Here is a 23,438-nt window from a genome sequence, read left to right on the forward strand (position 1 = left end):
CGTCGCGGCACGCCGCAGCACTTACAAGAAGCTTGGCAAGAGCAGCCCGCTCTACAAAGCCAAGCGCAAGGTCGAGAAGGCCAAGGCGCAGGTGCGGGCGAAGGTCGAGCACCCGTTTCGGGTGATCAAGCGCCAGTTTGGTTACACCAAAGTTCGCTTTCGAGGGCTGGTGAAGAACACGGCGCAGTTGGTGACGCTGTTCGCCCTGTCGAACCTGTGGATGGCGCGCCGACATTTACTGGCGAATACAGGAGAGGTGCGCCTGTAATGCGGGAAATGGCCGCCGCGAGGTGCTCGCGGCGGCTAAAAACCCAGAAAGAATGGATGATTCGATCGTTTTTTAGACGAATCGCCGCTTTTGAAATTGGCAGGGCTGAAGTCAGCCAGAAATACGTGACTACTTCAGACCGTCCTTAGCGGTAGGTGGGTTTATGGAGCGCTTACTTTGGTTACACCAAAGTTCGCTTTCGAGGGCTGGTGAAGAACACGGCGCAGTTGGTGACGCTGTTCGCCCTGTCGAACCTGTGGATGGCGCGCCGACATTTACTGGCGAATACAGGAGAGGTGCGCCTGTAATGCGGGAAATGGCCGCCGCGAGGTGCTCGCGGCGGCTAAAAATCCAGAAAGAATGGATGATTCGATCGTTTTTTAGACGAATCGCCGCTTTTAAAATTGGCAGGGCTGAAGTCAGCCAGAAATACGTGACTACTTCAGACCATCCTAGTCAACCAGATCGCTATTGCCCCGAAGATCGAGCCAACAAAGACAGCGGCTAAAATTAATTAGTACGAACTTCAGATGCTCACGATAGCGATTTAATCAGAATGAATAATTATAGGCTAAGACGAAATTATCTTGCGACATGGACGATCTCACGGGCGACGAGGTGTTGTAAGCCGATCGATTGGTCATACTTTGCTCGAAGGCATGCGAATACGCAGCATCGAACCTACCCGATTTTGATACTTGGTAGCTGAATCCCAAGGAAGCGTGTTTCCGCAAAATACCCGGAACTAGCGCCAACAATCCCTCATCATTAAAGGGCTGCGTCGCCTGACGGTAACCTGCTCGCACTGTTAAATTCGGGGTAGCTGCATACGAAGCCCCAATCGCCACTATTGTTTGATCCTTGGCATTTTGAGGAAGTCTTAAGTCGACATCACCAACATCACTAGAAAACCCTACCTTTATATCCTTCCAGGCATCCTTCCAAAAAACGCGAGACACATCAACAGCAACGAGTAATTTGTCCGTAACTTGGTGGCTCAGACCCACGTCAAGTTTGGCAGGGGTATTAAAGTCTAAAACACGAACCTCGCCCTCGATAGGCACATTACCGATGAGGCCATCTACCGCGGTAACAGTCCCCTTCCCTTTCAAATCGTTCATATGGCTTTTGAGCATGTAGGAGATACCCAACTTGGTCGTTGGCGTAATCTTATATAGCAAACCTAACCTACCCGAGTATCCCCAACCATCGACACCACTCGCAAGTTCCTTGTTTTGGCTAACGCTCAAATGCACACCCCGCGGGTCGGGTAAAGTGCCGATCAAGCCCAACAGCGAACCGGACACACGCCCATCACCGGCGAGACTACCCAACTGGTTCGTTCCCAGCAAATAATCGAGATTCAAACCACTCCATTTTGCATCTAGCGATCCACCGATAACAAGACGATCGTTAATCTTAAAACTCACGGCAAAAGGTATGTCAAGTATAAACAAGCGACTGGCGTTCTCAAGGCCGGTATCAGCATCGGCGGCATAGCCCATTCCGCCAATATCGCCGCGGGACAAAAAACTGTCCTTCCCATACTCGACCCCTATCCCCGCTTGTGCGAATATGCCCGCGCCAAAGGTCCAGTTAGAAACTTTACGGATAAAAGCAAGCTGAGGGGCAACATAGGGGCCTCTATTATTAGAATGCCGACTTGATGACGCTTTCTCGCCTGTACCAAGATTAGTGGCGCTGATATCTGTGGTAATCAGATCTAGCCCTAGCAGTATTTCACCTGTCGCATCAGACAAGTCCATTGTCGCTGGGTTGACCATCATTGACGCGGGCCCGACATAATGAGCAACAGCCGTACCGCCCATGCTTCTGGAAACCGCGCCAAAGCCCTCCAAAAACACACCATCCGTCGCTACCGCATGGCTTGACGCAATACCCAAGATCGCAGCACTAATTGTTTTGGGTATCCGGAATTTCTGGTTGATAAAATGCCAAAGATGTAAAGAAGAAAATCTTTCTCAGCGGATTATCTGATTGATCCTCTTCAGCCTACTCTACTGCCAATTTTCTGTTTCCACCTTCGCCTGAGTCTTCATAGCGATGCTGACTAGGGAGGACAGCGAGAGCTGGGCAAGCGTCAAAGCGGTTCTGGTTCATGCGCAATCCGGACACCTGCACAACATTCCTCTTGTAAGAAACCGATCAAATTCTCTAGGTGCCCATACTCGGGTATACAGACAATCGTGCGGCTATGTTTCTCCTGCCGGATCAGCCCTACCTTGGCCATGCGCGCAAGGTGATGTGATAGCGTCGAAGCAGGAATACCCAGCCCCTTCTGGATATCTCCGACCGAAGCCCCATCATGGCCAGCTTTGACCAGAAAGCGGAACACGGACAGTCGGTGACTATTCCCTAGCTCAGCTAAGCTGGCTGCAACCTTTTCGTGATCCATAGCACGCCCCAATAATTCGATGTTTCTAGAATTATAGTTGACAGGTCGGATAAACGCAAGTAGGCTGCGTACATCATTTCGACAATACTAGAAATATAGGAGTAATATTGAATGTCATCTCAACTCCAAGACGCTCTAGGCATGTTCGCCTTTCTCGCTATCGAGCTATCGGTTTTATTCATTGGCATTAGCTTGCTGGTCGGAGTTCTTCAACGTCACATCCCACCATCCAAGGTGGAAGCGTTACTGACTTCCAGTGGGAAGCGAGGCTATTTTCTTGCTGCTGGTTTAGGAGCTATAACGCCCTTCTGTAGTTGCTCGACTATCCCCATGTTGAAAGGGTTGATTCGGGCACGGGCCGGTTTTGGGCCGATGATGGTGTTTCTTTTCTCATCTCCGTTGCTGAATCCTATCGTCGTCGGCCTGCTGGTTGCCACGTTTGGATGGACACTTACTGCTATCTATGTGCTCGCCGCTTTGGTGGTCGCGGTAGGTGCCGGATGGCTGCTTCACACGCTTGGCTTCGAGCGTTATGTGCGCCGGACGGCGACACAAGAGAGCAGTGGATGTAGTTCATCAGCAAGCCCGTGCAGTGCTACATCGACCGCATCGAGTTGCGGCACCAACAGCTGCGACACCACTCCGAAGACGGCTTCTTGCGGGGCTGATAGGAAGACAACAGTCTCTACGTCTAGCGAATGCTGTGACAGTCAACCCACTGTCACGGTTAAGAAAGAAGGGAAGTACAGTGGTGTGTGGCGGGAAGCTTGGTCGGACTTTATCGATGTGTTGCCTTACCTGCTCATCGGTATTGCGATTGGCAGCGTGATCTATGGTTTCATGCCCACTGACTTATTGGAGCAGTATGCAGGCCCAGATAATCCCTTTGCCATTCCAGTTGCCGCTGTCATCGGCGTGCCGTTGTATATTCGCGCTGAAGCCGTCATACCTCTGGCAGCGGCTCTGATGGCCAAAGGCGTGGGTGCCGGGACGGTGCTAGCGTTGATCATCGGCAGTGCCGGAGCCAGCCTGACTGAGCTCATTCTGTTGCGCTCTTTGTTCACGCTGAAGCTTTTAGCGGCGTTTTTAGCAGTCATTTTTGCTATGGCGATGATTGCCGGTTACGCCACCTACCTGTTTTTCTGATCAAGGCGGGAGATGATTAATTCGTTAAGCCTTCCTGGGTACCAGTTGGTGGATTCTGATGAGCAGAATGAAGACATACATTTTCGGCTTGAAGCACCTACACCAGTAGCCTGCGAGGGGTGCGGCGTGCAGGGTGAGTTCGTGCGGTTCGGCAAGCGTGACGTTCCCTATCGTGATCTGCCCATCCACGGCAAGCGGGTCACTCTCTGGGTGGTCCGCCGCCGATACACCTGCCGGGCCTGCAAGACAACATTCAGGCCCCAGCTACCGGAGATGGTGGACGGATTCCGTATGACACTGCGGCTGCATGAGTACGTGGAGAAGGAATCCTTCAACCACCCCTACACCTTTGTGGCGGCACAGACCGGCCTGGACGAGAAGACGGTGCGCGACATCTTCAACGCCCGCGCCGAGTTCCTGGGGCGCTGGCACCGCTTCGAGACGCCCCGCATCCTGGGCATTGACGAGCTATACCTGAACAAGCGCTACCGCTGCATTCTGACCAACATTGAGGAGCGAACCCTGCTCGACCTGCTGGCCACCCGCCGCCAGGACGTGGTGACCAACTACCTGATGAAGCTGAAAGACCGGCAGAAGGTCGAGATCGTCAGCATGGACATGTGGAACCCCTACCGGGCAGCGGTCAAGGCTGTGCTGCCCCAGGCCCGTATCGTGGTCGATAAGTTCCATGTGGTGCGCATGGCCAACGATGCCCTAGAGAGAGTGCGCAAGGGCCTCAGAAAGGAGCTGAAACCGTCCCAGAGCCGGACTCTCAAGGGAGACCGGAAAATCCTGCTGAAACGCGCTCACGAAGTCTCAGACCGGGAGCGCCTCATCATGGAGACCTGGACAGGCGCGTTCCCGCAACTGCTGGCCGCCTACGAGCACAAGGAGCGCTTCTACGGCATCTGGGACGCCACCACACGGCTCCAGGCAGAAGCCGCCCTGGACGAGTGGATAGCCACCATCCCGAAGGGCCAAAAGGAAGTCTGGAGCGATCTGGTCAGGGCAGTGGGAAACTGGCGCGAAGAGACCATGACCTACTTCGAGACGGACATGCCCGTCACCAACGCTTACACGGAGTCCATCAACCGACTGGCCAAGGACAAGAACCGTGAAGGGCGCGGTTACTCCTTCGAGGTGATGCGGGCACGAATGCTCTACACCACGAAGCACAAGAAGAAGGCACCGACTGCGAAGGTCTCTCCTTTCTACAAGAAAACCATCGGTTACGGACTGCCGGACTTCGCAGAGGAACTCAACTACGGAGTCGATCTATCAACCATCTGATAATGGTATCAGGTTGGTGGGGTAAAGGTGCCCCATCAACCATTAAATCCGTATACCCATCATATGTTCCACCGTTTATTAATTTTGTTTTTGGGATACAACATCACTAAAAGCAAACTGCCCGCAACCTTAGAAAAGCCCACACGAGCCGCGTAATTCTACCAGCACGTTTCAACCAATATGGAGCACCGGCTTGAGCGTGACCCCTTCTTCCGAGTCTTCGGCGGCTCGATTGATTTCCTCAAAAGGATAAAACTTAATTAGCTTGTCAAATAGAAACTTCCCCTGGCGATAAAGTTCCACCAACCTCGGAATAAAAATATCTGAAATCGACTGATCTTCGACGATTCCACGAAGCTTACGATTGAATAGCAGGAACTACACCAGGCCCTTCATGCCCTAAAACCATCGGGAGCGGAACCGGATAATGCTGATCGCGACAAATCAGATCCGTATGACACAACCCGGTCGCAACCAATATAACGAGAACTTGATCTTCTGCAGCTCATTAAGAGCTACATGCCCGAATAAGAATGGGCCGTTTTTTTACGGACTATTGCCGCTTTGATTTCCATCTCATTCTGTTACCGGTTTTACTCCGGTTTCCCCGCGGCGGCTATTCCAGCACTACAGCCGCACCTCAGTGTGTTCTCGAGCATAAATAGACGGTCGTTGCCCCACCACATTTGATCGCCCAAAAACATCGTTGGTACACCGAATACTTTACGTTCGATGGCGGCCTGGGTATGCTCATCATACGCATTTGTTGCAGCGTCGCTGCTGAGAAACTCCTCGAAAGCAGCGCGATCCCACCCTAGAGTCCCGCACACTAGGGCAAGCAGGCTTTCCGAGTCCAGAGCTATACCTTCCCCCCAAACTGCATTGAATACTGTATTCACGTAAGCAGCAGTCTGCGTTTCGGCACCCGAGTAATAGAGCCCAGCATTCATCCGTTGGCTATTGTAATTGGCAGGAAATAAAAACGGTAATCCGTACAGCTCGGCCCAGCGTTTTAAATCCACCATCAAATAGGCAAGTTTGACTTTCAGATCGCGATTGGAGGGGCCTACGTTTCCGATGGCGATTTTGGCTCGCGCCAAATCAATCGAGTGATAGCGAATGGAAAAGCTATAATCGTGGGCTAGCTTCGACAAGCGATGGTTAGCCAAGTAAGAAAAAGGGCTCAAAAAGTCGAAATAGAAATCAACAATCACAATCAAACACTCCAAAAACTAAGCCAACCAACAGTGGGTTGCCTCATCAAGGATGGCACCCATCGTCGGCTTGATATGCTGGCTTCATTCGGTATTCCTAAAGCCTGACTTCACACCCGAGTCTGCGAGACTAGCAGTCTTAGCTAAATTTGCCGAACTGGCGACGCCTACTAGTAGCGCAAGAAATATGATTAATCTAATATATTTCAAATCGTTCAGCGTCTTTTCCAGCATTTCGCCAGACCAATCGAGTTGGACTACTTCAATTCCTTGCTGTATTTAGCATGCAGTGCGGCCCAAGCTTTGCCTGACTTAAGGGCGCCAGCAATATAGTCTTCTGGGACGATGTTATAGGGCGGACGGCATGGTCCAGCTGTGAGCCAGCCAGCTGCATCCATGCGTGCTTTTTCAAGTCCGATGTTGTATTTCGAGAACTCCGAAAAGTCGCCACGCGGAAACAATGTCGAATCGGCTGCGCGCATGTCATCGGAGATGGCTTTGGCCTTGATCCAGTCACCGCTGCTCTTGGCCTGATCCACTGCATCACGCAACATGATGGCGGTAGCCGGGCCGCACATGGAGCCGCTTGACCAGAACGCGGTCATGCGCTCAGGATTGATGCGTGCGGCCGCGTAATAGTCGTCCTCGTGTGGAAGGAAGCGGATGTTGGGTGCCAATTTCAGGTCCAAGTCAAGCATTCCGATGCCTAGATACTTGGCAGTTACTACCTGCGGAATTTTGGACATTTCTGCCCAGAAGGGGCGAGGGAAGTCGAACTTGAAGGCTTCAGGGTTAGCGTAAATCGCAATGGCAGCCTCCGGTACCGCCTCTGCAACATCACGATAGAACTGGACCGCTGTGGGCAGGTCCATCTTCACCCACATTGGGACACCGAGCATGGTACCGCTGGCGCCCATATCCATAAACTCACGAGTTTGGCGGATGACTTCGCGGGTATTCAAGGCCGTGGTGCCGCAGAAATAAGGCACGCGACCACGAATGGTTTCGACAACCGTCGAAACATAGTCACGTTTTTCCTCCCAGGTCAACGTAGCGCACTCGCCAAAAGTGCCCATACTTAAAATTCCGTTGACACCAGCCGCAATCAGTTCTTCAACTATGCGAGCAGTCTCGTTTAAGTCAACTGTGTTAGTGCTGCGCCAGTTAGAAGCATCCGGAGTAGCCGGCGTTGGCATAATAGCCCAGACACCATGGATATCCTCGGCAGTAAGACGCGCTGGTTTCATAGTTTTATTCGACATGGAGACACTCTTGGTTAGGTAAAAAAGCTGGAACTAGGTTAGTCAGAACCGTTGTCCAATCGCGACCGACTCCAAATTACGGATCTAGAGTTACCGTAGCTGTAGCCTCTTGGAGCCCAATCACCTTTATACGTTCGGTTTAAGGAACAGCTTCCGGATATCAATACTAACGAGCCAGTCGCTCGTTAAGTCAACATGAACTTGCAGTGCTGGGCCCCATGCATGATCTGCATCGAACGACTGAGGCTAGCATCCTCATTCGCCACGATCCTTGTATAATCTATTACAGCCCCGATGTGAGGGTGAACCGGAGCAAAATCGGGAAAATTAATACTGCAGGAGCATAAGTAATTTTCCCCAACGCATATCTGGAAGAGAGCCTGCGCCTGTAACTTTGGTTGTAGTTTTAACTCAATTTTACATCCATGCCGTAGCCAGTGGTCTCGATACCATGGCCAAAGATGTCTCCAACGTAGTACTCCGCTTCGTCTATGGCCTTGGCACCTCGCCAGCCGGGCTCAATGAGCCAACCCGAAGGCGTTGCACCATAGAACGTCAATGCCTTGTCGTTGGCATGAATGCCAAGTTGCAAGGCAATGTCAATTTCGTTCTTTATAAACTGTTGATGGGTGTATCCCAGATCCTCTATGTCGGTGTACTCAAGCATCACGTGATTGAGCCTTTTTTCAGCGGGCATGGCACCAAACCCAATAGAGTGGTCACGACCGTTGCAATGCATGAATGTCAATTCACCAGTCATGCCGTTGGGCAGCGGGATCCGGTATTCGACGTCCCCACGCAAGCCCAGAAGACTATAGAACTTGTGGGCAGCTTCGACATCGGTCTGGCGAACGATGCAATGACCCAGGCCTTGGTCACCAGTCACAAACTTGCCGTGCAGGGGGCGGCCAGGATGGAACGGGTTGTTCATGTCGATCCGGGGGCCCAGAATATCTCGGTCGGGTTGCCGCCTGGATCTACTGTCTTCATCAGGCCCAACACCATTCGTTCCTGAGCCTCGGCTTTATCGCAGACGCGAACATCGTAACCGGCGTCAATGAGTTTTTGACCGAGAGCCTCGAACTCCGGTTTTCCGGACACACGCCAACCCAGGTATTCCAGGTCGTCCTGGCCGTTATGATGGATCACGATTCGATGATGCCAGTAATCCATCCGTAGATAGAAGCGGTCCTTCTCACCTTCATCAAGAACTTGCAGGCCCAGCATATTCGTGGCGAATGATTTCCACGCATCAGGATCCTTGACCGAGATGCCCATGTATCCGAGTTCAATAACTGCAGGTTGCTTACTCATAGTTTGATTCCATGGAGTTAGTGCTTATTAGAAGGGATACTGCTGCTCGAAAGGCTCGATGGTCAGCCACTTGAGCTCTGTGAACTCATCGATCACAGCACGGCCGTCGAAGCGTCCGTAGCCAGTGTTCTTAGTGCCTCCGTATGGAGCCTGCGCCTCGTTTTGGACAGTCGAGCCGTTAATGTGCACTGAACCATATTCGATGGACATGCCCACGCGCAAAGCACGGTTGATGTCGCGGCCAAATACGCCCGACGACAGGCCATAGGCGCTGTCGTTGGCAATGCGAATGGCCTCTGCTTCGCCGTTGCAACGGATCACCACAGTGATGGGACCGAAGGTCTCCTCATCGTAGATCCGCATGTTGGATTTGACGTGATCCAGGATCGTGGCCGGCATGACCGCACCTTGGGCCATGCCGCCGCAGGCAACTGTGGCTCCTTTGTCGATCGCGTCCTTGAACAAACCATTGATCCGCTCGCCTGAATTTGGCGAGACCATTGGGCCGATGATGCAGTCGCCAGTTACGCATGGGTCGCCCGCGCTCAAACGCTTGGTCTTTTCGGCAAATTTGGCGACAAATTCGTCGGCAATCTTCTCATCAACCACCAAGCGCTCAGTGGACATGCAGATCTGACCTTGGAACAGGAAGCTACCGAATACCGCTGCCTTGACAGCTGCGTCGATGTCCGCGTCATCCAGAACAATAAGTGGGGACTTGCCACCGAGCTCCAGCAGGCAGCGCTTGAGGTGTAGCGCGGCCTTCTGCGCGATAATGCTGCCCACGCGGGTGGAGCCCGTGAAGTTGATGCGGCGGATCTCCTTGGCCGAAATCAATGCGTCCGCGATCTCGGGCGAACGGTCAGGCGAAGAATTGAGATAGTTGAGTACGCCAGCAGGCAGCCCGGCTTCCTGCACGCACTGGGTGATCAGGGCATGCGTCGCGGGACTAAATTCGGAACCTTTGAATACCACCGTGTTGCCGCAGACCAGCGGATAAGCGATGGCTCGTGCCGCCAGCACTGCGGTGCCGTTCCACGGAACGATGCTCAGGATCGGACCGACCGGCTGACGTAGCGTCATTGAGAGCGTGTCAGACTTGTCTGTCGGAATAGTTTCCCCCTGAATTTGTGTAGCCAGCGATGCCGCTTCACGGAACACATTAGCTGACATCTGGACATTGAAGCCGGCCCAAAGAGCGGAGGCTCCCACCTCCTTGGCCATCACTTCGATAAACTCGGGTGTTTTACTTTCCATGACCTCAGCAACCCTCAGCAGAAGGCGGCGACGCTCCGAAGGGCCAACAGTCTTCCAGGTCTGGAACGCCTCTTGGGCAGCTTGCGCGGCCTTTAACGCATCCATCACCGTGGAGTTTGCACACTCCGTCATCACCTCACCACTGACGGGGTGCTTTCGCTCGAAGGTCTGTTGGTCACTGGAATTGATCCAGACATTGTTGATAAACAATTTTGTATTCATGCGGTTTGACCAGAAATTTAGTTATTATTTCAAGATAGGCGACAAACCTACTTGCGACCGAGCGCCATCCCTCCATCTATATTAATGACAGTCCCGGTAATGAATTTCCCTTGATCTCGCGACGCCAACAACAAATAGGGTGCCACTACGTCTTCGGCCTTGGCTGCAAATCCAAGAGGCGTTAGACCCTTGATCATGTCCTCGATACCGGGCATGTTTTTCATGTGAGTTTTGTCGAAGCCGGCGCTTGCGGGACCGCTCAGAGACGTCACGGTGCCGCCCGGTGCAACGGCGTTGACGCGAATGTGGGGAGCCAATTCGTAAGCCAAAGCCTTCATCATGCCCAGGACCGCATGTTTGCTGGCGATGTAGCATGAACCACCACCACCGACCGTATGGGACGACACTGAAGCGGTCATCACCACTGATCCGCTAGTCTTTTTCAGTTCCTGCAGGGCGGCCCTGATACCGCTGAAATAGCTCTTGACATTGATGTTGAATATCTCATCAAAACTGCTCGATATTTTCTCCCAAGGCTCTTCGATGCCAAGCATGTAATCCCAAATACCGGCATTTGCAATGAAACAATCGAGATGGCCGAATCTATCGGTTGTTTGCTTTATCAGCTTCTCATTTGTTGCGTGGTCCCGGACATCGCCCACGACGATCTCGAGTGCGTCCTTGAACTCATTGCAAAGGCTCGCCTTTTGCTCCTCGTTTTGTACGAGAGCGGATACGCAATAACCGGCGGACTTAAAGGATCGAACCAGTTCGAGACCAATTCCTGAGCCAGCACCGGTTATCGAAACGACTTGTTGATTGCTCATACACACAAATTTCCTTTTTAACAATGGGACCGCTTGTAGCAGTCACCATTTGTAAAGGCGATTATTGGGTCACATAAAGACCATCACATTGTGCGTCTGGAATGTGCGCTCTGGATAATCAATCAATCGTTGAACCAACTTACGCGCTCCATCTTCGCCGCGCTTCCATTTATCCTCCCGAGTGGCATAGAAGACATCGACTTGATTGCCGCGTCGTGCTCGGTGAACAATGAGGTTGGAGCGAATGTGAAGCAAATCTTCATTTTCGTCCATTGCAGCCTGGATATTTGTGATGAAACGAGTAAAGCGCACCTTTGGACTATTGCCCCAGTTTTGCGGATCCAGTTGATGCGCTACGCGAACTTCCAGTTGTTCATAATTCTCGTTGAAAATGTTCAAGGTTTCATTGAGCTGGTAACGGCGCTCGGAAGCTGAGCGCAGTTCGCGTGAGATAATCTGATATTTCACCTCTGAGTCCACGCAGTGCTCTAACCAAGCGCGGTAAGCCTGAATGTCTAAAAGATGCGCTTCCCGGGTTAGCAACGTGGTAGCTTCTTGTTGCAAAGCCTCGTCGCCGGAATTGAAGAAACGAAGAAACTCTTCGGCGTCGTGGGCGGAGACAAGCTTGTCTTCCTGAATATTAATCATCATGGTCCCTCTCGTCTGTTAGCGATCAGTAGTCTTTGCCAGTTCGGTATGCCAATTTTTAGAGACATCCTCGAATTCAGCCCAGCTAGAGCTGCTGATGTGCGCGCCGTAAGCCCGATAGAAGCCACGATAACTGGTCTCGCCAATCGCCGATTTGCCGACGATGCCAGGATAAACCTCGTCGCCGTATACGTCCCCGCCGAAACCCAGGTTGGAAACCAGATCGCCATCTCTGGACTGATATTTCTTGGCGTTTTGCGATTCCGTTTCCATATTGTCGTTGTCGTCGCTTTCCCAGAAGCCAGCAGGCCCAAACGTTCTCTGAACCGCGTCGACCAAGCGGCGCTTGAGATCCTCGGGCATGTCTTTTTCGACCATGGCGTAGGTCCATACCTCAGTGGTATTTGCGTCGATCGGGTGCCATACCTTGAAGACACCCGAGCAGGTCAGAAAACTGTTGTTCGGGAAAACGGTGCCGTTGAGGTGGCTACGATAGATTCGTGCGCGAACCTCGCCAATTTCTTTGTTCAGCCGTTCCTGCTTAGCACCGCCGAAGGCCATCAATTCCGGAACCAGGTCTGCGCTGTGCACGCCTGAATATCCGTCCCACAACACACCCATGCCGCTGCCGTATTTGGAGGTCATTTGCAGACCTGCACCTTCTGGGGGCAAAGCTGCGTTGCCAGCTAACGACGAGAAGACCGTCTGCCCTGAGCGAAGCGAAGACGCATGCGTCCAACCCACGTGGTACGCATCCCCCACAAAGTTTTCCGCGGGCGCTTTCCAGTTAGCCTTGATTATGACCTTTCCTGGAGGACCGATCAGTTCTAGCCCTCCGGAATGCTTAAACATAGGCTCCAGGTACCAGCCAGCGTCCCCCATGTAGTCTTTGAGAGAAGGGGCTTCCTCATCGAAGCAACCATAGATGAAGCCATGGAAGCTCTCTACACGAGCGACTTCTTTCAATCCCATACATTTCTTGTCGAGCGCCTCGCCATACAGTTCTTTTTCAAACGGGACGCTCTGCAGTTCACCGTTAGCGCCGAAGCCCCAGCCGTGATAGCTGCAAACGAAACCTTTAGCATTACCTGCTTCTGCGTGTACCAGCGTCTTGCCACGGTGACGACAAACGTTCAGGAAAGCACGAATCGAACCGTCGTTCTGCCTGGAGACGATAACCTCATCAACCCCCATTTTTGCCGTAACATAGTCGCCAGGGGACGGAATCAGGCTGTCATGAGTCAGGAAAAGCCAGTTCCGAGCAAAAATGGTTTCCAGTTCGCGCTGGAAAAGTTCTTCGTCGCCATGAATCAGGTGTTTTTGGGTCAGCCCAGATTCACTCACCAAGTTTTTATTTTTGTAATTCATATTTTCACCTAAAGAGATCGAATGGGGGGATTACGCTCTAGGGTCCGGGGTGCCTCCTATTAAAATTCTCAGCTCAAATCAATCATCACACGCTGGCCCTCAATCTTCACCGGGTATGTTTTGATGTTCTGTGTCACAGGGGCGCACAAGGCCCTGCCTGTGCAAACATCAAATCTACCTTGATGCAAAGGACATTCAATTTCTCTGCCTTCTAGAAAGCCATCACTCATGCGGGCAGCACCATGTGTGCACAGGTTGTCGGTAGCGTAGATTTCGCCTTCCACTTCATACAGCGCTAGTTCCTTACCTTCGACTGTCACGCCGAGGACGTCACCTTCAGGGATTTCATAAAGAGCGACTGCGTCAATCCATTTTTCTGTCATAAAGCTATCTTCAAATGGGGTAATGATGGAGTTAGAGATCATCCAGCTGTCCTAAATATTCAGACGCGGCTGTTGTTAGTGATGCTCATTTAAGTGTCTTCCTGATGAATTCTCGATGTACAGAGGTGCAGGGTCGGGGCAATTCAGACCCCGCTGGGATAGAAGGCGTCGGCATAAATATGCTCGGGCGATATTCCAAGATCTTTGGCGACGGTGCATAGAGCGTCAACCATCGCTGGTGCGCCGCACAGGTAGGCTCTCCACCCAGCCAGCGAGGGAATGTCTTTTTCAATCAAATCGGTAATTAGGCCGGCCCGCTGGCCCTCATTAATCGGGCCCGTCGCGATCACTGTATGGACAGTCAGTTGAGGGTGGATAGCCGCGAGTTGGTTCAATCGGTCTGCGTCGTAAAGGTCTTGCTGACTGCGCACCCCGAAATAAAGGTGGATGGGGTTCGTCATTCCCGACTTCAGCGCGCCGCGAACAATCGACAGCACCGGTGCGAGTCCGGTCCCGCCGCCCACACACAGCATCGGCCCGGTGTGAGCCTGACGCAGATAGGCCGTACCAAGAGGCCCACTCAACTTAATGCTTGTACCTTCGCGGACGTGCTCGAAAATATACTCCGTGACACGCCCGCCCGGCACTTTGCGGATATGGAACTCCATTTCTTGGTCATCTGGCAGACCAGCCATTGAATATGGACGCACATGTTCGGGACTGAACTGTAGCATCGCGTACTGTCCGGGTGAGAACTCGAAGGGCTTGGCGAGGCGAATGCGGATGCGGCGAATATCGTGAGTGGGCGACTCGACGGCGACAACCATGCCTTTGATGATTCGCGCCGGGTGAGTGACTATGTCGTCTGAGTCTATGATCTCAATTGCGCAATTGCTGGTGAGCACTGACTGACAGGCGAGTACATAATGCTCTTCGATGCGATTTGAGTCACCGCTTTTCGCCGCCGAACTAATGACGCTGCCATCTATAACTCGGCAGCGGCAAGTACCGCATCGTCCAGACATACAGCTGTAGGAAATACCCACACGGTGCTCACGGAGCACTTCCAAAAGGTTGGCACCGGAATCAAAAGGCAAGCGGCGATTGTTCGGTAGTACGAGAAGTTCCATAGATCTAGCTTCTTTATTTATATGTTTTATGGTTCCATGATCATTGACTGTATTCTAATAGTCAATAAACCATAAATGAATATTAGTATCACTAATATGAATAATGTCCAGGCCATCCCTTACCGGCCCGTTGTTTGACTACACGACCCCGACCCGCAGCGGGGTCCATTCGCTTTCCTTCACCGCTGTGCTCACGGCCATGACGAGCTTGTCGAGATTGCTGGCAGTCACGCCCTCCAGTGCCGAGCGCCCCCGCAGCATCGAGCGCGGCTGCAGCAGTGCATGGTAGATCTGCCAAGGGTCCGCACCCCTGGTCAGCTTCAGGACAGACTGGATCAGCTCGTGCTTGAGCGGGTCGAGGTGCCAGTCCGGCACGCGCTGGCCGCGGTTGCCCACGTTCAAAGCCAGCAAGTTGCCCGCCTGGATCTCATAGCTGATCCACCTGCGGGATTTGCCCGCTATCTTGGCAAACGCAGCGACGGGAAGGTTGTGCGGCGCTTCGAAGACATCGAACAAATCCATTCTCTCGCGCTGAATGTCCGAAGGTACCAGCGGCGCGGCCGATCGCTGGGGCGGCACTGCCGGCAGCCGATGTGCGGCGGCAGAAACCAACGGCATGGCGTCACCCGGCTTCGTCACGAGCAGGCTTGGCGAAGCGGCAACCGGCGTAGAGGGCGCGCTTGCGGTTTGCTCAGTGGGGAATGCGGGCACGCCTTCCAGATGCACGGTGAGCGGCATGCTGGCCGCCTCGACCTGGTTCTGCTCGAAGAGGTCGAGGCGATCGGCCCAGTCCTGCATCATGCGTCGACGCTGCTCCACGTACGCGGCATGGTTGTAGGTCGCGCTGACCTTGTTGGGATCGACATGCGAAAGCTGTGCATCCACCCAGACTTTCGGGTAGCCGATCTCGTTGAGCGCAGTGGACATCGTGCCACGGATACCGTGTCCGGTCAGGCGTTCCTGATAGCCCATGCGTTTGAGCGCACCATTGAGCGTGTTCTCGCTGATGCGCTTCTTCAGGTCGCTGTCGTGCCGGAACAGGTAGCGCTGGGCCGGCTTGAACTCATCGAGCAGGTGCCGGACGATCTCCATGGCCTGAATCGACAGCGGCACGATGTAGGGCGGGATGTCCTTCGGCTGCTGCCGCTTCTTGCGCATATCCACCTGGAGTTGCTTCACGACGTCGGGCGGGATGATCCACAGCCCTCGGTCCAGATCGAATTGATCCGGCATCGCCTGCCGCAGCTCTCCGGTTCGCACGCCGGTCAGCAGCAATAGCCGCAGCCCGAGCTGGGTCTGCCGCCGGCCGCGATAGCTGCGCAGCCGCTGCAACAGCCTTGGCAGCTCGGCCATGCGCAGGAACGGGTTGTGGTTGACGGGTGGCAGCGGCAGCGCCACCACATCGAGATCGAAGGCGGGGTTCTGCTCCAGGCCCGGCACGATCACCAGCGCGTAGCGGAACAGTTGGTTGAACCACGTCCTGACTTTCTCGGCGACGGAGAGCGCCCTGCGCTTCTCGATCCTGGCGATCACCTCCAGGAGGTCGGGCCGCTTGATCTCATAGATCGACTGCTTGCCCAAGGTCGGCAGCACATCCTTGTCGAAGATGCGCGGAAGGATCGAGAGAGTCGTCTGCCGGCCTTCCTTGAGGCTGAGCCCGCGATGCTTGAGCCACTTGCGATACACCGCCTCGAAGGTGTTTTCGTCGGCGAGCCGGACAGCGGTGCGCTTCTGCTTGCGGTGATCGCGAGGATTGGTGCCTTTGGCCAGCAGGGCGCGCGCTTCATCGCGCAGGCTGCGGGCCTCGCGAAGCGTCACCTCCGGGTAGGTGCCGAGCGACATCCGCTTCTGCTTGCCCGCCCAGTAGTAGCGGAAGTGCCAAGTCCTGCCACCGGCAGCGGTGACGGCCAGGGAGAGGCCATCCAGGTCAGGGATGGTGTATGCCTTGCCAGTCGCCTTGGCCTGTCGAACGGCCAGGTCTGAGAGTGCCATGCTCTTGCTCCTGAACATGAGTCAGGAACCAGATGCTGGTCACGTCGACCTCACCCCTCCATCAACAATCCGGAATCAGCCGCGCCCGCAAAAATGGACTTGTTTGTGGACTTAAAAGTCCCGGCTGTAGGCGGATCGCAGTGGACCACAGCAGAACGTCAAAGAGAGAAAAAGTCTTTGTGTGGCAACGACTTGCAGACTCTCTTGGACTTCTGCGGAAGTCCGCAGAATGATGCAGTGGAGCGGGCGAAGGGAATCGAACCCTCGTTATCAGCTTGGGAAGCTGGAGTAATGCCATTATACGACACCCGCGCAGGGCCACTTTGTACCAGAACATTGCGGCAATTTGAAGCTTTATATCGGTAGGGCAGCGATGCGACCTGTAGCGCCGGGGCGTGGATCTTCCTTCTGCCCGTGGGGCCGATGATCCAGTTGGCCGGGCTACAGGCGCCCGTTTTCTTCAGACTGCCAGTGCATGCTGGCCCTGCACGTACTGGTAACGCGCACGCTGTTCACGCTGCGTCGGTTTCAGGAAGTCGATCAGCGCTGCGCGGGTGTCGCGGCAGGCCGATTTGTTTTCCATGTCGAGGAAGTGCCCGGCGCTGCGGATCTCGCTGAACTGCGAGTTGCGCACGTGCCGGCTGAACTGCCGTGCATCGGCGATGGTGGTGTATTCGTCCCACTCACCGTTGATGAACAGCACCGGAATATCGATGGCCCTGGCGGCAGTCAGGGCGTTTTCCAGGTCGTGGTCGAGCACCTGGTGGATATGGAAGTGCATCTGCGCGTATTCGTGGTTGTCCAGGCTGCTGACATGCCGGTAGTTGAAGCGCTTGAACAGCGGCGGCAGGTACTTGCCGATCGTCTCGTTGACCAGGTTGCCCACCTGGTAGCGGTCGCACTCGCTGAGGTATCTGGAACCGCGCTCCAGGTAGTCGCGCATCGGTTCGTTGATCACCGGCGAGAACGAGCTGACCACCGCCCGCTCGATGCGCCGCGGCCTGTGGGCCAGGGCCATGAGGGTGCAGGCGCCGCCCCAGGAAAAGGACATGACCTGGTCGGCCGCAAAGTGGTCGATGAGTTCGAGCAGGATCTGCCCCTCGGTTTCCTTGGTCAGCAACCGTTCGTGGTGGTTGTGCGGCTTCGACTTGCCGGCGTACGGCTGGTCGTAGAGCACCACGTTGAATTGCGGGTACAGGTTGCGCACCGCCTGGGAAAACGACGCCGTGGTGGCGAGCGAGCCGTTGATCAGGATGATCGTCTTCTCGGCTTCTTGCGAACGGTAGAACTCCGTGTAAACCCGGTACTGCCCCTGAATATCCAGCACAGCGGTTTCTGGCCTCATGTCATCGACTCCTGGCGCAAAAAAGGGTATCCGTCCAAGCAAGCTTGCACGTTCTATGTGACAGGTAGGCATACGCCTTGAAGTGAATCGAGGGGCCCTTGTCGATCCGCTGCACGCTGGTCGACGGGTGTTGTTCTAGGCGGGCGATTCCGTTGGTCGCCCGCGCATCGAGGGGCGGGTCGCCAAGGAAAAGGTGTCTTGGACTAAAGCTGTGACCGTAGAGTCACATGAAGACCGACGATTCGATTCAAGCAGCCCGGCCGCGATGTCGCAAGTGCCGTTCGGGCAATTGATGGAAAATTTTTGTTTGGCCCGTCGGCCATGTCAGACCGACAGGATCTCGTCGGCGTGCAGGGCCCGGTACTGTCCCGGGGCAAGTCCTGGATCGAGGACCAGCGACCCCATGCGCTCACGGTGCAAGCGCATGACCTTGTTCTGGTAATGACCGAACATGCGTTTCACCTGGTGATAACGTCCCTCGATAATGCTCAATCTTGCCGTGTGACTGCTGAGCAGAATCAATTCAGCCGGTTGGGTGACCAGGTCTTCGAACGCGAAGTGGAAGCCCTCGCGGAAACGCGCCACGTACTCCTCGAGGATCGGCTGTTCGGTTTCCACGTAATAGACCTTGGGCAGCTTGTTCTGCGGCTGGGTCAGGCGTCGTGACCATTGGCCGTCGTTGGTCAGGATCATCAGGCCGGTGGTGTTGAAATCCAGTCGTCCGGCGATATGCAGTTCGTGCCTGTCCGGTTCGTCGATCAGGTCGAGCACCGTTGGATGCTCGGGGTCGCGGGTTGCGCTGACGCAGCCCACGGGCTTGTGCAGCATGAAGTAGCGCGCCGGTCGGCCGGCCTGCAACACCTGATCGTCCACTTCCACCCGGCTGAAGACCCGCACTTCATGCCTGGGATCGCTCACCGCCAGCCCGTCCACCCGCACGCGCCGCCCTGCCAGCAGCAGGCGTACTTGCTGACGATTGAAGCAGGGCAGGTTGGACAGGAAGCGGTCGAGGCGCATGGCAGTGAGGCAGGGGCAAGGAAGGGGGCGCAGTCTACTCGTTCGGCGTGTCCGCGGCAGCCTTCAATTGCTCATCGACCCGGGCGCAGGCCTGACACAGGCAGGCGGCATTGCGCAACTCCGCAGGCAGGGCTTCGAGCAGCGCCGGGTCGATGCTGACGCTGAAGCACCAGCAGGCACGATCGGCAGTACGCGGATCGGCCAGGGTGCATTGGTTGCTGGCGCCACAGGCGGGGCATAGACGCGGGTCAGGCATGTTCGGGGCTCGCGGGTTCGCTGCAGACACGGTTGCGCCCACTTTGCTTGGCGCGGTACAGCGCCTGGTCGGCGCGGGCGATCAGGCTGCGCAGGGTATCGCCGGACGCCAGCCCGGTCACGCCGAAACTGGCAGTCAGCGACACGCGGCTGGCGTCGAAGGTGAATTCGCTGCGCTCGGTGCGTTGACGGATCTTTTCCGCCACCGCCATGCCCTTGGCCAGTTCGGTGTCCTTCAACAGCACGACGAACTCCTCGCCACCCCAGCGGCACAGAATATCGGCCTGGCGCAGGCTGCCTTCGAGCAGGCGGGCGAACTGGCGCAGCACCTCGTCGCCGGCCAAGTGCCCGTGGGTGTCGTTGAGCTCCTTGAAATGATCGAGGTCGATCAGCACTGCGGTCAGCGGCAGCGCGCCGCGTTCGGCGTCGAGCAGTGCCTGGGCGGCCAGCAGATCGAAGGCGCGGCGATTGTGCAGGTGGGTCAGGCTGTCGAGGGTCGCCAGTTCCTGGATGCCGTCCTGGTGGCGACGAACCATGCCGTTGATCATTGCCAGCACCACCGCCGAGATGATCGCGCAGATCGCCAGGTTCAGGTACAGCGATTGTTTCACTCCGTCCAGGCTGGCGCCGACCGGCTTTTCGACGAACAGGTACCAGTCCAGCTCCGGGATGAAGCGCACATTGAGAAAGTGCAGTTGATCGTCGCGCTGGTATTCGCGGCTGCCGGTACTCGGGATGGGCATGCGCTCTACCAGCCTGGCCAGCGACGGGATGCTCTGCAGCGTGGTGCCGGGGCGTGCGCCCTCGGGCCCGCCGGTCGAGCCGGTAAGAACGATCTGTCCGCGCGGATCAACGAAATACACCGAACGCTTGTAGCGCAACTGGTAGGCATCGATCAGCTTGACCACCGCGTCCACCGTCAGGCCTACGCCGGCGGCACCCATGAAGCGGTTCTGCTCGTCGAGTACCTTGTAGTTGATGAACACGGTCATGCGGTCCTTGTTGGCCATGTCCATGTCGACGTTGATCTCGTAGGGCGCCTGCATCTGCTTGACCCGGGCGTACCAGAGGTCTCGCGGGGTGCTCGGGTCGATCTTCTTGAGGATGCCCTTGGCCTGGTAGTAGATGCCGCTCGCTTCGGAAACATAGAAGGCGGTGTAGGCCCGCTGCTGGCGCTCAACTTCGCTGAGATAGCGGGTCATGACCTCGGGATCGTGCTCGCCGGCCAGGGTCCAGTCGCGCAGCAGGGTGTTCTGCGCCAGCATCGACGAGACCACGATGGGACGGATCAGGTCCTTCTGGATTTCCGAATAGACGGTGTCCGAGGTCAGCGGCAGCTCGGTATTGATGATGCCGTCGCGAATCGCGCTGCGCGAGGCGTAGTAGCTCACCAGCGAGGTTGCGAGAAATCCACAGCCAAGCAGCAACAGCAGGGTCAACAGCAGGGAGCGTTGCGAAAACAGGGCGGAACGAAGGGGCATGGCAATCCCGCAGGCGGAGAACCGATGGCCTCTATTCTAGAGGCGGCGGGAAAAAATAACTGGACGAATTTCAGGGTCAAAGGGTGGTTACAAATTATTTCCAAAATCGCACCGCACGCCGTTTTCGTTGTCTGATTCTGTGTCGATGAACGCTTGCCGATCGACGCCGACCAGCGCCGCTGGGTCCGGCAGTTTCGCGGTCCAGGAGGCCGCCATGTATCGCCGACTCGCTTTGCTTGCTGTCCTGGGTTTGCTGATTACCGCTTGTGTACCCTACGGAGGCGGTGGCTACTACCGAACCGATGTCTATTCCGTCGACCGTTACGCTTATCCGGCCTATCCCTATGGCTACAACCGTGGCTACTACGTCGCCCCGCAGCCACGCTACTACACGCCGGCGCCGCGTTATTACCGTCCGGCACCCGTGCCTTACTACCGTCCGGCACCGCCAGTGCGTGGTGGCTGGGATGCACGCGGGCCGGGACGCCCGGACAACCATGGCTGGAACCGTGGCTGGGACCGCGACCATGACCGGGGTGACAACCGCGGCCATCGCGACAACCGCGGCGACTGGCGCGACCGCCAAAACCGCCAGGGCGATCAGGACGACCGCGGTCGCGGCCGATATCACTGAGTGACTCCGGCACCCCCTACGCCAGGTCGGCGAGGGGTGTCTTCCTTCCCACACCTTGCTGAAATGCGCCTCGACCACCGCCGCCGGCACCTGGCTGATATCCGGCCAGTGCCAGCGTGGTGCGTTGTCCTTGTCCAGCAGCCGGGCGCGCACGCCTTCGCTGAATTCCGGATGGCGGCAGCAGTTCAGGCTCATCGCATATTCCATCTGCAACACCTGGCCAAGGGACAGGTGACGCGCCCGCCGCAATTGCTCCCAGACCAGATGGGCCGTTAGCGGACAACCCTTGAGCAAGGTTCCCGCGGCCTTGGCCAGGAGTACGTCGGGCTGGTGTTCAAGCTGCCCGATGGTGCGCCAGGCACAGGCCGGATCACTGACATCCAGCACCCGGTCGATCCGTTCGCGGCGCGGCAGCCACTGCGCCGCCGGCAATTCATCGCGGGCTTCCTGCTCCAGGGCCCTGAGCAGGCTGTTGAGCTGCATGGCGGTCTGTTCCTGCCAGTTCAGTTGCAGCAGCCCATCGATCAGTTGATCCTGCTGGTCTTCCTTCATGAACCGGTCGGCAAGCCCGAGATCGAGGGCGTCGCGTGCGTTGATCGGCGCGCCGGTCAGGCCGAGGAACAGGCCAAGGCGCCCGGGTAGCCGGGAAAGGAACCAGCTGCCACCGACATCCGGATACAGGCCAATGCTGATTTCCGGCATCGCCAGCCGGCTCGACGGCGTGACGATCCGTACCCCGGCGCCCTGAAGCAGGCCCATGCCGCCACCGAGCACATGGCCGTGGCCCCAGCACAGCAGCGGCTTGGGATAGTGGTGCAACAGATAGTCCAGGCGGTACTCGGTGGCGAAGAACGTCGCTGCCAGCGGCGGCACTTCGCCGGGATGGGCGCGACACGCTTCGACCAGTTGGCGAACTTCCCCGCCCGCGCAGAAGGCCTTGGCGCCATTGCCGCGCAACAGCACGCAGACGATCGCCGGATCCTGTGCCCAGGCGCGCAGGTGGGCACCCAGTTGTTCGATCATCGGCAGCGACAGCGCATTCAGGCTCGCCGGGGCATCCAGGGTGGCGATGCCCAGGCGCGCGCCATCGACACCGGTCAGAACTTCGAACTGCACAGCCATGGAAGACCTCGCTCGGTTGGAGCAGACAAGTATGGCCGCTGTGCGCGATCGCGGCGGTTGCCGGTCGGATCGATTGACAAGCGCGGGCAGCTTTCCTAGTGTCCGCCCCATTGTTCAACGGATGGCCCCATGACCGACGACGACCGTATCAAGCTCGAACCCAGCTGGAAGGCCGCCCTGCGTGCCGAATTCGACCAACCCTATATGCACGAACTGCGTGAATTCCTGCGTCAGGAAAAGGCGGCCGGCAAGGAGATCTATCCGCCCGGGCCGCTGATTTTCAACGCGCTGAATTCCACGCCGCTGGACAAGGTCAAGGTGGTGATCCTCGGCCAGGACCCGTACCACGGCCCCGGCCAGGCCCATGGCCTGTGCTTCTCGGTGCAGCCGGGGGTGCCGACGCCGCCATCGCTGGTCAACATCTACAAGGAACTGCAGCGCGATCTGAACATCGAGATTCCGCGCCACGGCTACCTGCAATCCTGGGCCGACCAGGGCGTGCTGCTGCTCAACACCACCATGACCGTCGAACGGGCCAACGCGGCGTCCCACGCCAACAAGGGCTGGCAGTTCTTTACCGACCGGATCATCCAGGTCGTCAGCGAGCACCAGCCCAACTCGGTGTTCCTGCTCTGGGGCTCGCATGCCCAGAGCAAGCGCAAGCTGATCGATGCCAGCAAGCACCTGGTGCTGACCTCGGTGCACCCTTCGCCGCTGTCGGCCTATCGCGGCTTCCTTGGTTGTGGCCATTTCAGCCGCACCAACAAGTTCCTCGAACAGCACGGGATGGCGCCGATCGATTGGCAGGTGCCTGCCCTTTAAAGTGTTGTTGTTGCTGATGGCCTCA

The 23,438-nt window shown here is 56.1% G+C and carries 19 protein-coding genes, 1 tRNA gene and 4 pseudogenes; 5 read left to right on the forward strand and 19 right to left on the reverse strand.

Annotated elements, in window-relative coordinates; genetic code table 11:
- Position 1: 1 nt before the first annotated feature.
- Together CSV86_RS01700 and CSV86_RS01705 are read left to right on the forward strand one after the other, a co-directional pair.
- A pseudogene (locus CSV86_RS01700) lies at positions 2-268 on the forward strand (transposase); the annotation flags it as partial.
- A 176-nt stretch (positions 269-444) separates the two neighbouring features.
- A pseudogene (locus tag CSV86_RS01705) lies at positions 445-576 on the forward strand (IS5/IS1182 family transposase); the annotation flags it as partial.
- A 243-nt stretch (positions 577-819) separates the two neighbouring features.
- On the opposite strand, the gene CSV86_RS01710 reads toward CSV86_RS01705, so the two are convergent.
- Together CSV86_RS01710 and CSV86_RS01715 are read right to left on the reverse strand one after the other, a co-directional pair.
- The gene (locus tag CSV86_RS01710) at positions 820-2,172 is read right to left on the reverse strand and encodes an OmpP1/FadL family transporter (RefSeq protein WP_205346214.1); all 1,353 of its coding nucleotides are present in this window, start codon (positions 2,170-2,172) and stop codon (positions 820-822) included.
- A 197-nt stretch (positions 2,173-2,369) separates the two neighbouring features.
- Entirely contained in the window at positions 2,370-2,684 is a 315-nt protein-coding gene (locus CSV86_RS01715) for an ArsR/SmtB family transcription factor (RefSeq protein WP_000349485.1), read from the reverse strand.
- A 141-nt stretch (positions 2,685-2,825) separates the two neighbouring features.
- Between CSV86_RS01715 and CSV86_RS01720 the strand changes: the two genes are divergently transcribed.
- The gene (locus CSV86_RS01720) at positions 2,826-3,830 is read left to right on the forward strand and encodes a permease (RefSeq protein WP_040363373.1); all 1,005 of its coding nucleotides are present in this window, start codon (positions 2,826-2,828) and stop codon (positions 3,828-3,830) included.
- A gap of 12 nt (positions 3,831-3,842) precedes the next feature.
- Entirely contained in the window at positions 3,843-5,120 is a 1,278-nt protein-coding gene (locus CSV86_RS01725; RefSeq protein WP_000610830.1) for an ISL3 family transposase, read from the forward strand.
- A 358-nt stretch (positions 5,121-5,478) separates the two neighbouring features.
- On the opposite strand, the gene CSV86_RS33205 is transcribed toward CSV86_RS01725, so the two are convergent.
- From CSV86_RS33205 to dspII, 17 genes and pseudogenes are all read right to left on the reverse strand, one after another.
- Positions 5,479-5,598 (reverse strand): alcohol dehydrogenase catalytic domain-containing protein, encoded by a 120-nt coding sequence (locus CSV86_RS33205; protein WP_157763227.1) that lies wholly within the window; start codon positions 5,596-5,598, stop codon positions 5,479-5,481.
- Between the two features lie 115 nt (positions 5,599-5,713).
- Complete coding sequence (locus tag CSV86_RS01735; protein ID WP_170394306.1) at positions 5,714-6,334, reverse strand: 2-hydroxychromene-2-carboxylate isomerase; 621 nt, start codon at positions 6,332-6,334, stop codon at positions 5,714-5,716.
- A 257-nt stretch (positions 6,335-6,591) separates the two neighbouring features.
- Positions 6,592-7,596 carry a dihydrodipicolinate synthase family protein gene (locus CSV86_RS01740; RefSeq protein WP_037060439.1) on the reverse strand — a complete coding sequence of 335 codons (1,005 nt, stop codon included), beginning with the start codon at positions 7,594-7,596 and terminating at the stop codon, positions 6,592-6,594.
- A 406-nt stretch (positions 7,597-8,002) separates the two neighbouring features.
- Positions 8,003-8,910 (reverse strand): annotated as a pseudogene (gene nahC / locus CSV86_RS01745) (1,2-dihydroxynaphthalene dioxygenase).
- 27 nt (positions 8,911-8,937) lie between these two features.
- Entirely contained in the window at positions 8,938-10,389 is a 1,452-nt protein-coding gene (locus CSV86_RS01750; RefSeq protein ID WP_009399906.1) for an aldehyde dehydrogenase, read from the reverse strand.
- A gap of 47 nt (positions 10,390-10,436) precedes the next feature.
- A complete protein-coding gene (gene hcaB / locus CSV86_RS01755; RefSeq protein WP_009399905.1) occupies positions 10,437-11,216 on the reverse strand; it encodes a 3-(cis-5,6-dihydroxycyclohexa-1,3-dien-1-yl)propanoate dehydrogenase in 780 nt (259 codons plus the stop codon).
- 69 nt (positions 11,217-11,285) lie between these two features.
- Complete coding sequence (locus tag CSV86_RS01760) at positions 11,286-11,867, reverse strand: aromatic-ring-hydroxylating dioxygenase subunit beta (protein WP_009399904.1); 582 nt, start codon at positions 11,865-11,867, stop codon at positions 11,286-11,288.
- A 15-nt stretch (positions 11,868-11,882) separates the two neighbouring features.
- Positions 11,883-13,232 (reverse strand): aromatic ring-hydroxylating oxygenase subunit alpha, encoded by a 1,350-nt coding sequence (locus CSV86_RS01765; protein WP_080604762.1) that lies wholly within the window; start codon positions 13,230-13,232, stop codon positions 11,883-11,885.
- Between the two features lie 68 nt (positions 13,233-13,300).
- Positions 13,301-13,615 carry a naphthalene 1,2-dioxygenase system ferredoxin NdoA gene (gene ndoA, locus CSV86_RS01770; protein ID WP_009399901.1) on the reverse strand — a complete coding sequence of 105 codons (315 nt, stop codon included), beginning with the start codon at positions 13,613-13,615 and terminating at the stop codon, positions 13,301-13,303.
- 143 nt (positions 13,616-13,758) lie between these two features.
- On the reverse strand, positions 13,759-14,745 hold the full coding sequence (locus CSV86_RS01775; RefSeq protein WP_009399900.1) for a 2Fe-2S iron-sulfur cluster-binding protein: 987 nt from the start codon (positions 14,743-14,745) through the stop codon (positions 13,759-13,761).
- Positions 14,746-14,883: 138 nt separating this feature from the next.
- Positions 14,884-16,737 (reverse strand): tyrosine-type recombinase/integrase, encoded by a 1,854-nt coding sequence (locus tag CSV86_RS01780; protein WP_009399899.1) that lies wholly within the window; start codon positions 16,735-16,737, stop codon positions 14,884-14,886.
- Positions 16,738-16,975: 238 nt separating this feature from the next.
- Positions 16,976-17,049, reverse strand: a tRNA-Gly gene (locus tag CSV86_RS01785).
- A 148-nt stretch (positions 17,050-17,197) separates the two neighbouring features.
- Positions 17,198-18,082 (reverse strand): alpha/beta fold hydrolase, encoded by an 885-nt coding sequence (locus CSV86_RS01790; protein ID WP_009399898.1) that lies wholly within the window; start codon positions 18,080-18,082, stop codon positions 17,198-17,200.
- A 324-nt stretch (positions 18,083-18,406) separates the two neighbouring features.
- Entirely contained in the window at positions 18,407-19,099 is a 693-nt protein-coding gene (locus tag CSV86_RS01795) for a 16S rRNA pseudouridine(516) synthase (RefSeq protein WP_009399897.1), read from the reverse strand.
- A 34-nt stretch (positions 19,100-19,133) separates the two neighbouring features.
- Complete coding sequence (locus CSV86_RS01800; RefSeq protein ID WP_009399896.1) at positions 19,134-19,355, reverse strand: cysteine-rich CWC family protein; 222 nt, start codon at positions 19,353-19,355, stop codon at positions 19,134-19,136.
- Positions 19,348-20,835 (reverse strand): sensor domain-containing diguanylate cyclase, encoded by a 1,488-nt coding sequence (locus CSV86_RS01805; RefSeq protein WP_009399895.1) that lies wholly within the window; start codon positions 20,833-20,835, stop codon positions 19,348-19,350. Before CSV86_RS01805 ends, CSV86_RS01800 begins: the two co-directional genes overlap by 8 nt.
- A 667-nt stretch (positions 20,836-21,502) precedes the next feature.
- Positions 21,503-22,591, reverse strand: a pseudogene (gene dspII, locus CSV86_RS01810) (enoyl-CoA hydratase/isomerase DspII); the annotation flags it as partial.
- A 129-nt stretch (positions 22,592-22,720) separates the two neighbouring features.
- Here dspII and ung point away from each other — a divergent pair.
- Positions 22,721-23,413 carry a uracil-DNA glycosylase gene (gene ung / locus CSV86_RS01815; RefSeq protein WP_009399891.1) on the forward strand — a complete coding sequence of 231 codons (693 nt, stop codon included), beginning with the start codon at positions 22,721-22,723 and terminating at the stop codon, positions 23,411-23,413.
- The last annotated feature ends 25 nt before the right edge of the window (positions 23,414-23,438 follow it).

It is taken from the genome of Pseudomonas bharatica CSV86, assembly GCF_000319305.2.
In the GTDB taxonomy this organism is placed as follows: Bacteria; Pseudomonadota; Gammaproteobacteria; order Pseudomonadales; family Pseudomonadaceae; genus Aquipseudomonas; species Aquipseudomonas bharatica.

Coding starts and splice junctions, on each gene's coding strand:
- CSV86_RS01715 (WP_000349485.1), bottom strand. CDS start 2,684: ATGGATCACGAAAAGGTTGCAGCCAGCTTAGCTGAGCTAGGGAATAGT.
- CSV86_RS01720 (WP_040363373.1), top strand. CDS start 2,826: ATGTTCGCCTTTCTCGCTATCGAGCTATCGGTTTTATTCATTGGCATT.
- CSV86_RS01725 (WP_000610830.1), top strand. CDS start 3,843: ATGATTAATTCGTTAAGCCTTCCTGGGTACCAGTTGGTGGATTCTGAT.
- CSV86_RS01740 (WP_037060439.1), bottom strand. CDS start 7,596: ATGTCGAATAAAACTATGAAACCAGCGCGTCTTACTGCCGAGGATATC.
- CSV86_RS01750 (WP_009399906.1), bottom strand. CDS start 10,389: ATGAATACAAAATTGTTTATCAACAATGTCTGGATCAATTCCAGTGAC.
- hcaB (WP_009399905.1), bottom strand. CDS start 11,216: ATGAGCAATCAACAAGTCGTTTCGATAACCGGTGCTGGCTCAGGAATT.
- CSV86_RS01760 (WP_009399904.1), bottom strand. CDS start 11,867: ATGATGATTAATATTCAGGAAGACAAGCTTGTCTCCGCCCACGACGCC.
- CSV86_RS01765 (WP_080604762.1), bottom strand. CDS start 13,232: ATGAATTACAAAAATAAAAACTTGGTGAGTGAATCTGGGCTGACCCAA.
- ndoA (WP_009399901.1), bottom strand. CDS start 13,615: ATGACAGAAAAATGGATTGACGCAGTCGCTCTTTATGAAATCCCTGAA.
- CSV86_RS01775 (WP_009399900.1), bottom strand. CDS start 14,745: ATGGAACTTCTCGTACTACCGAACAATCGCCGCTTGCCTTTTGATTCC.
- CSV86_RS01780 (WP_009399899.1), bottom strand. CDS start 16,737: ATGGCACTCTCAGACCTGGCCGTTCGACAGGCCAAGGCGACTGGCAAG.
- CSV86_RS01790 (WP_009399898.1), bottom strand. CDS start 18,082: ATGAGGCCAGAAACCGCTGTGCTGGATATTCAGGGGCAGTACCGGGTT.
- CSV86_RS01795 (WP_009399897.1), bottom strand. CDS start 19,099: ATGCGCCTCGACCGCTTCCTGTCCAACCTGCCCTGCTTCAATCGTCAG.
- CSV86_RS01800 (WP_009399896.1), bottom strand. CDS start 19,355: ATGCCTGACCCGCGTCTATGCCCCGCCTGTGGCGCCAGCAACCAATGC.
- CSV86_RS01805 (WP_009399895.1), bottom strand. CDS start 20,835: ATGCCCCTTCGTTCCGCCCTGTTTTCGCAACGCTCCCTGCTGTTGACC.
- ung (WP_009399891.1), top strand. CDS start 22,721: ATGACCGACGACGACCGTATCAAGCTCGAACCCAGCTGGAAGGCCGCC.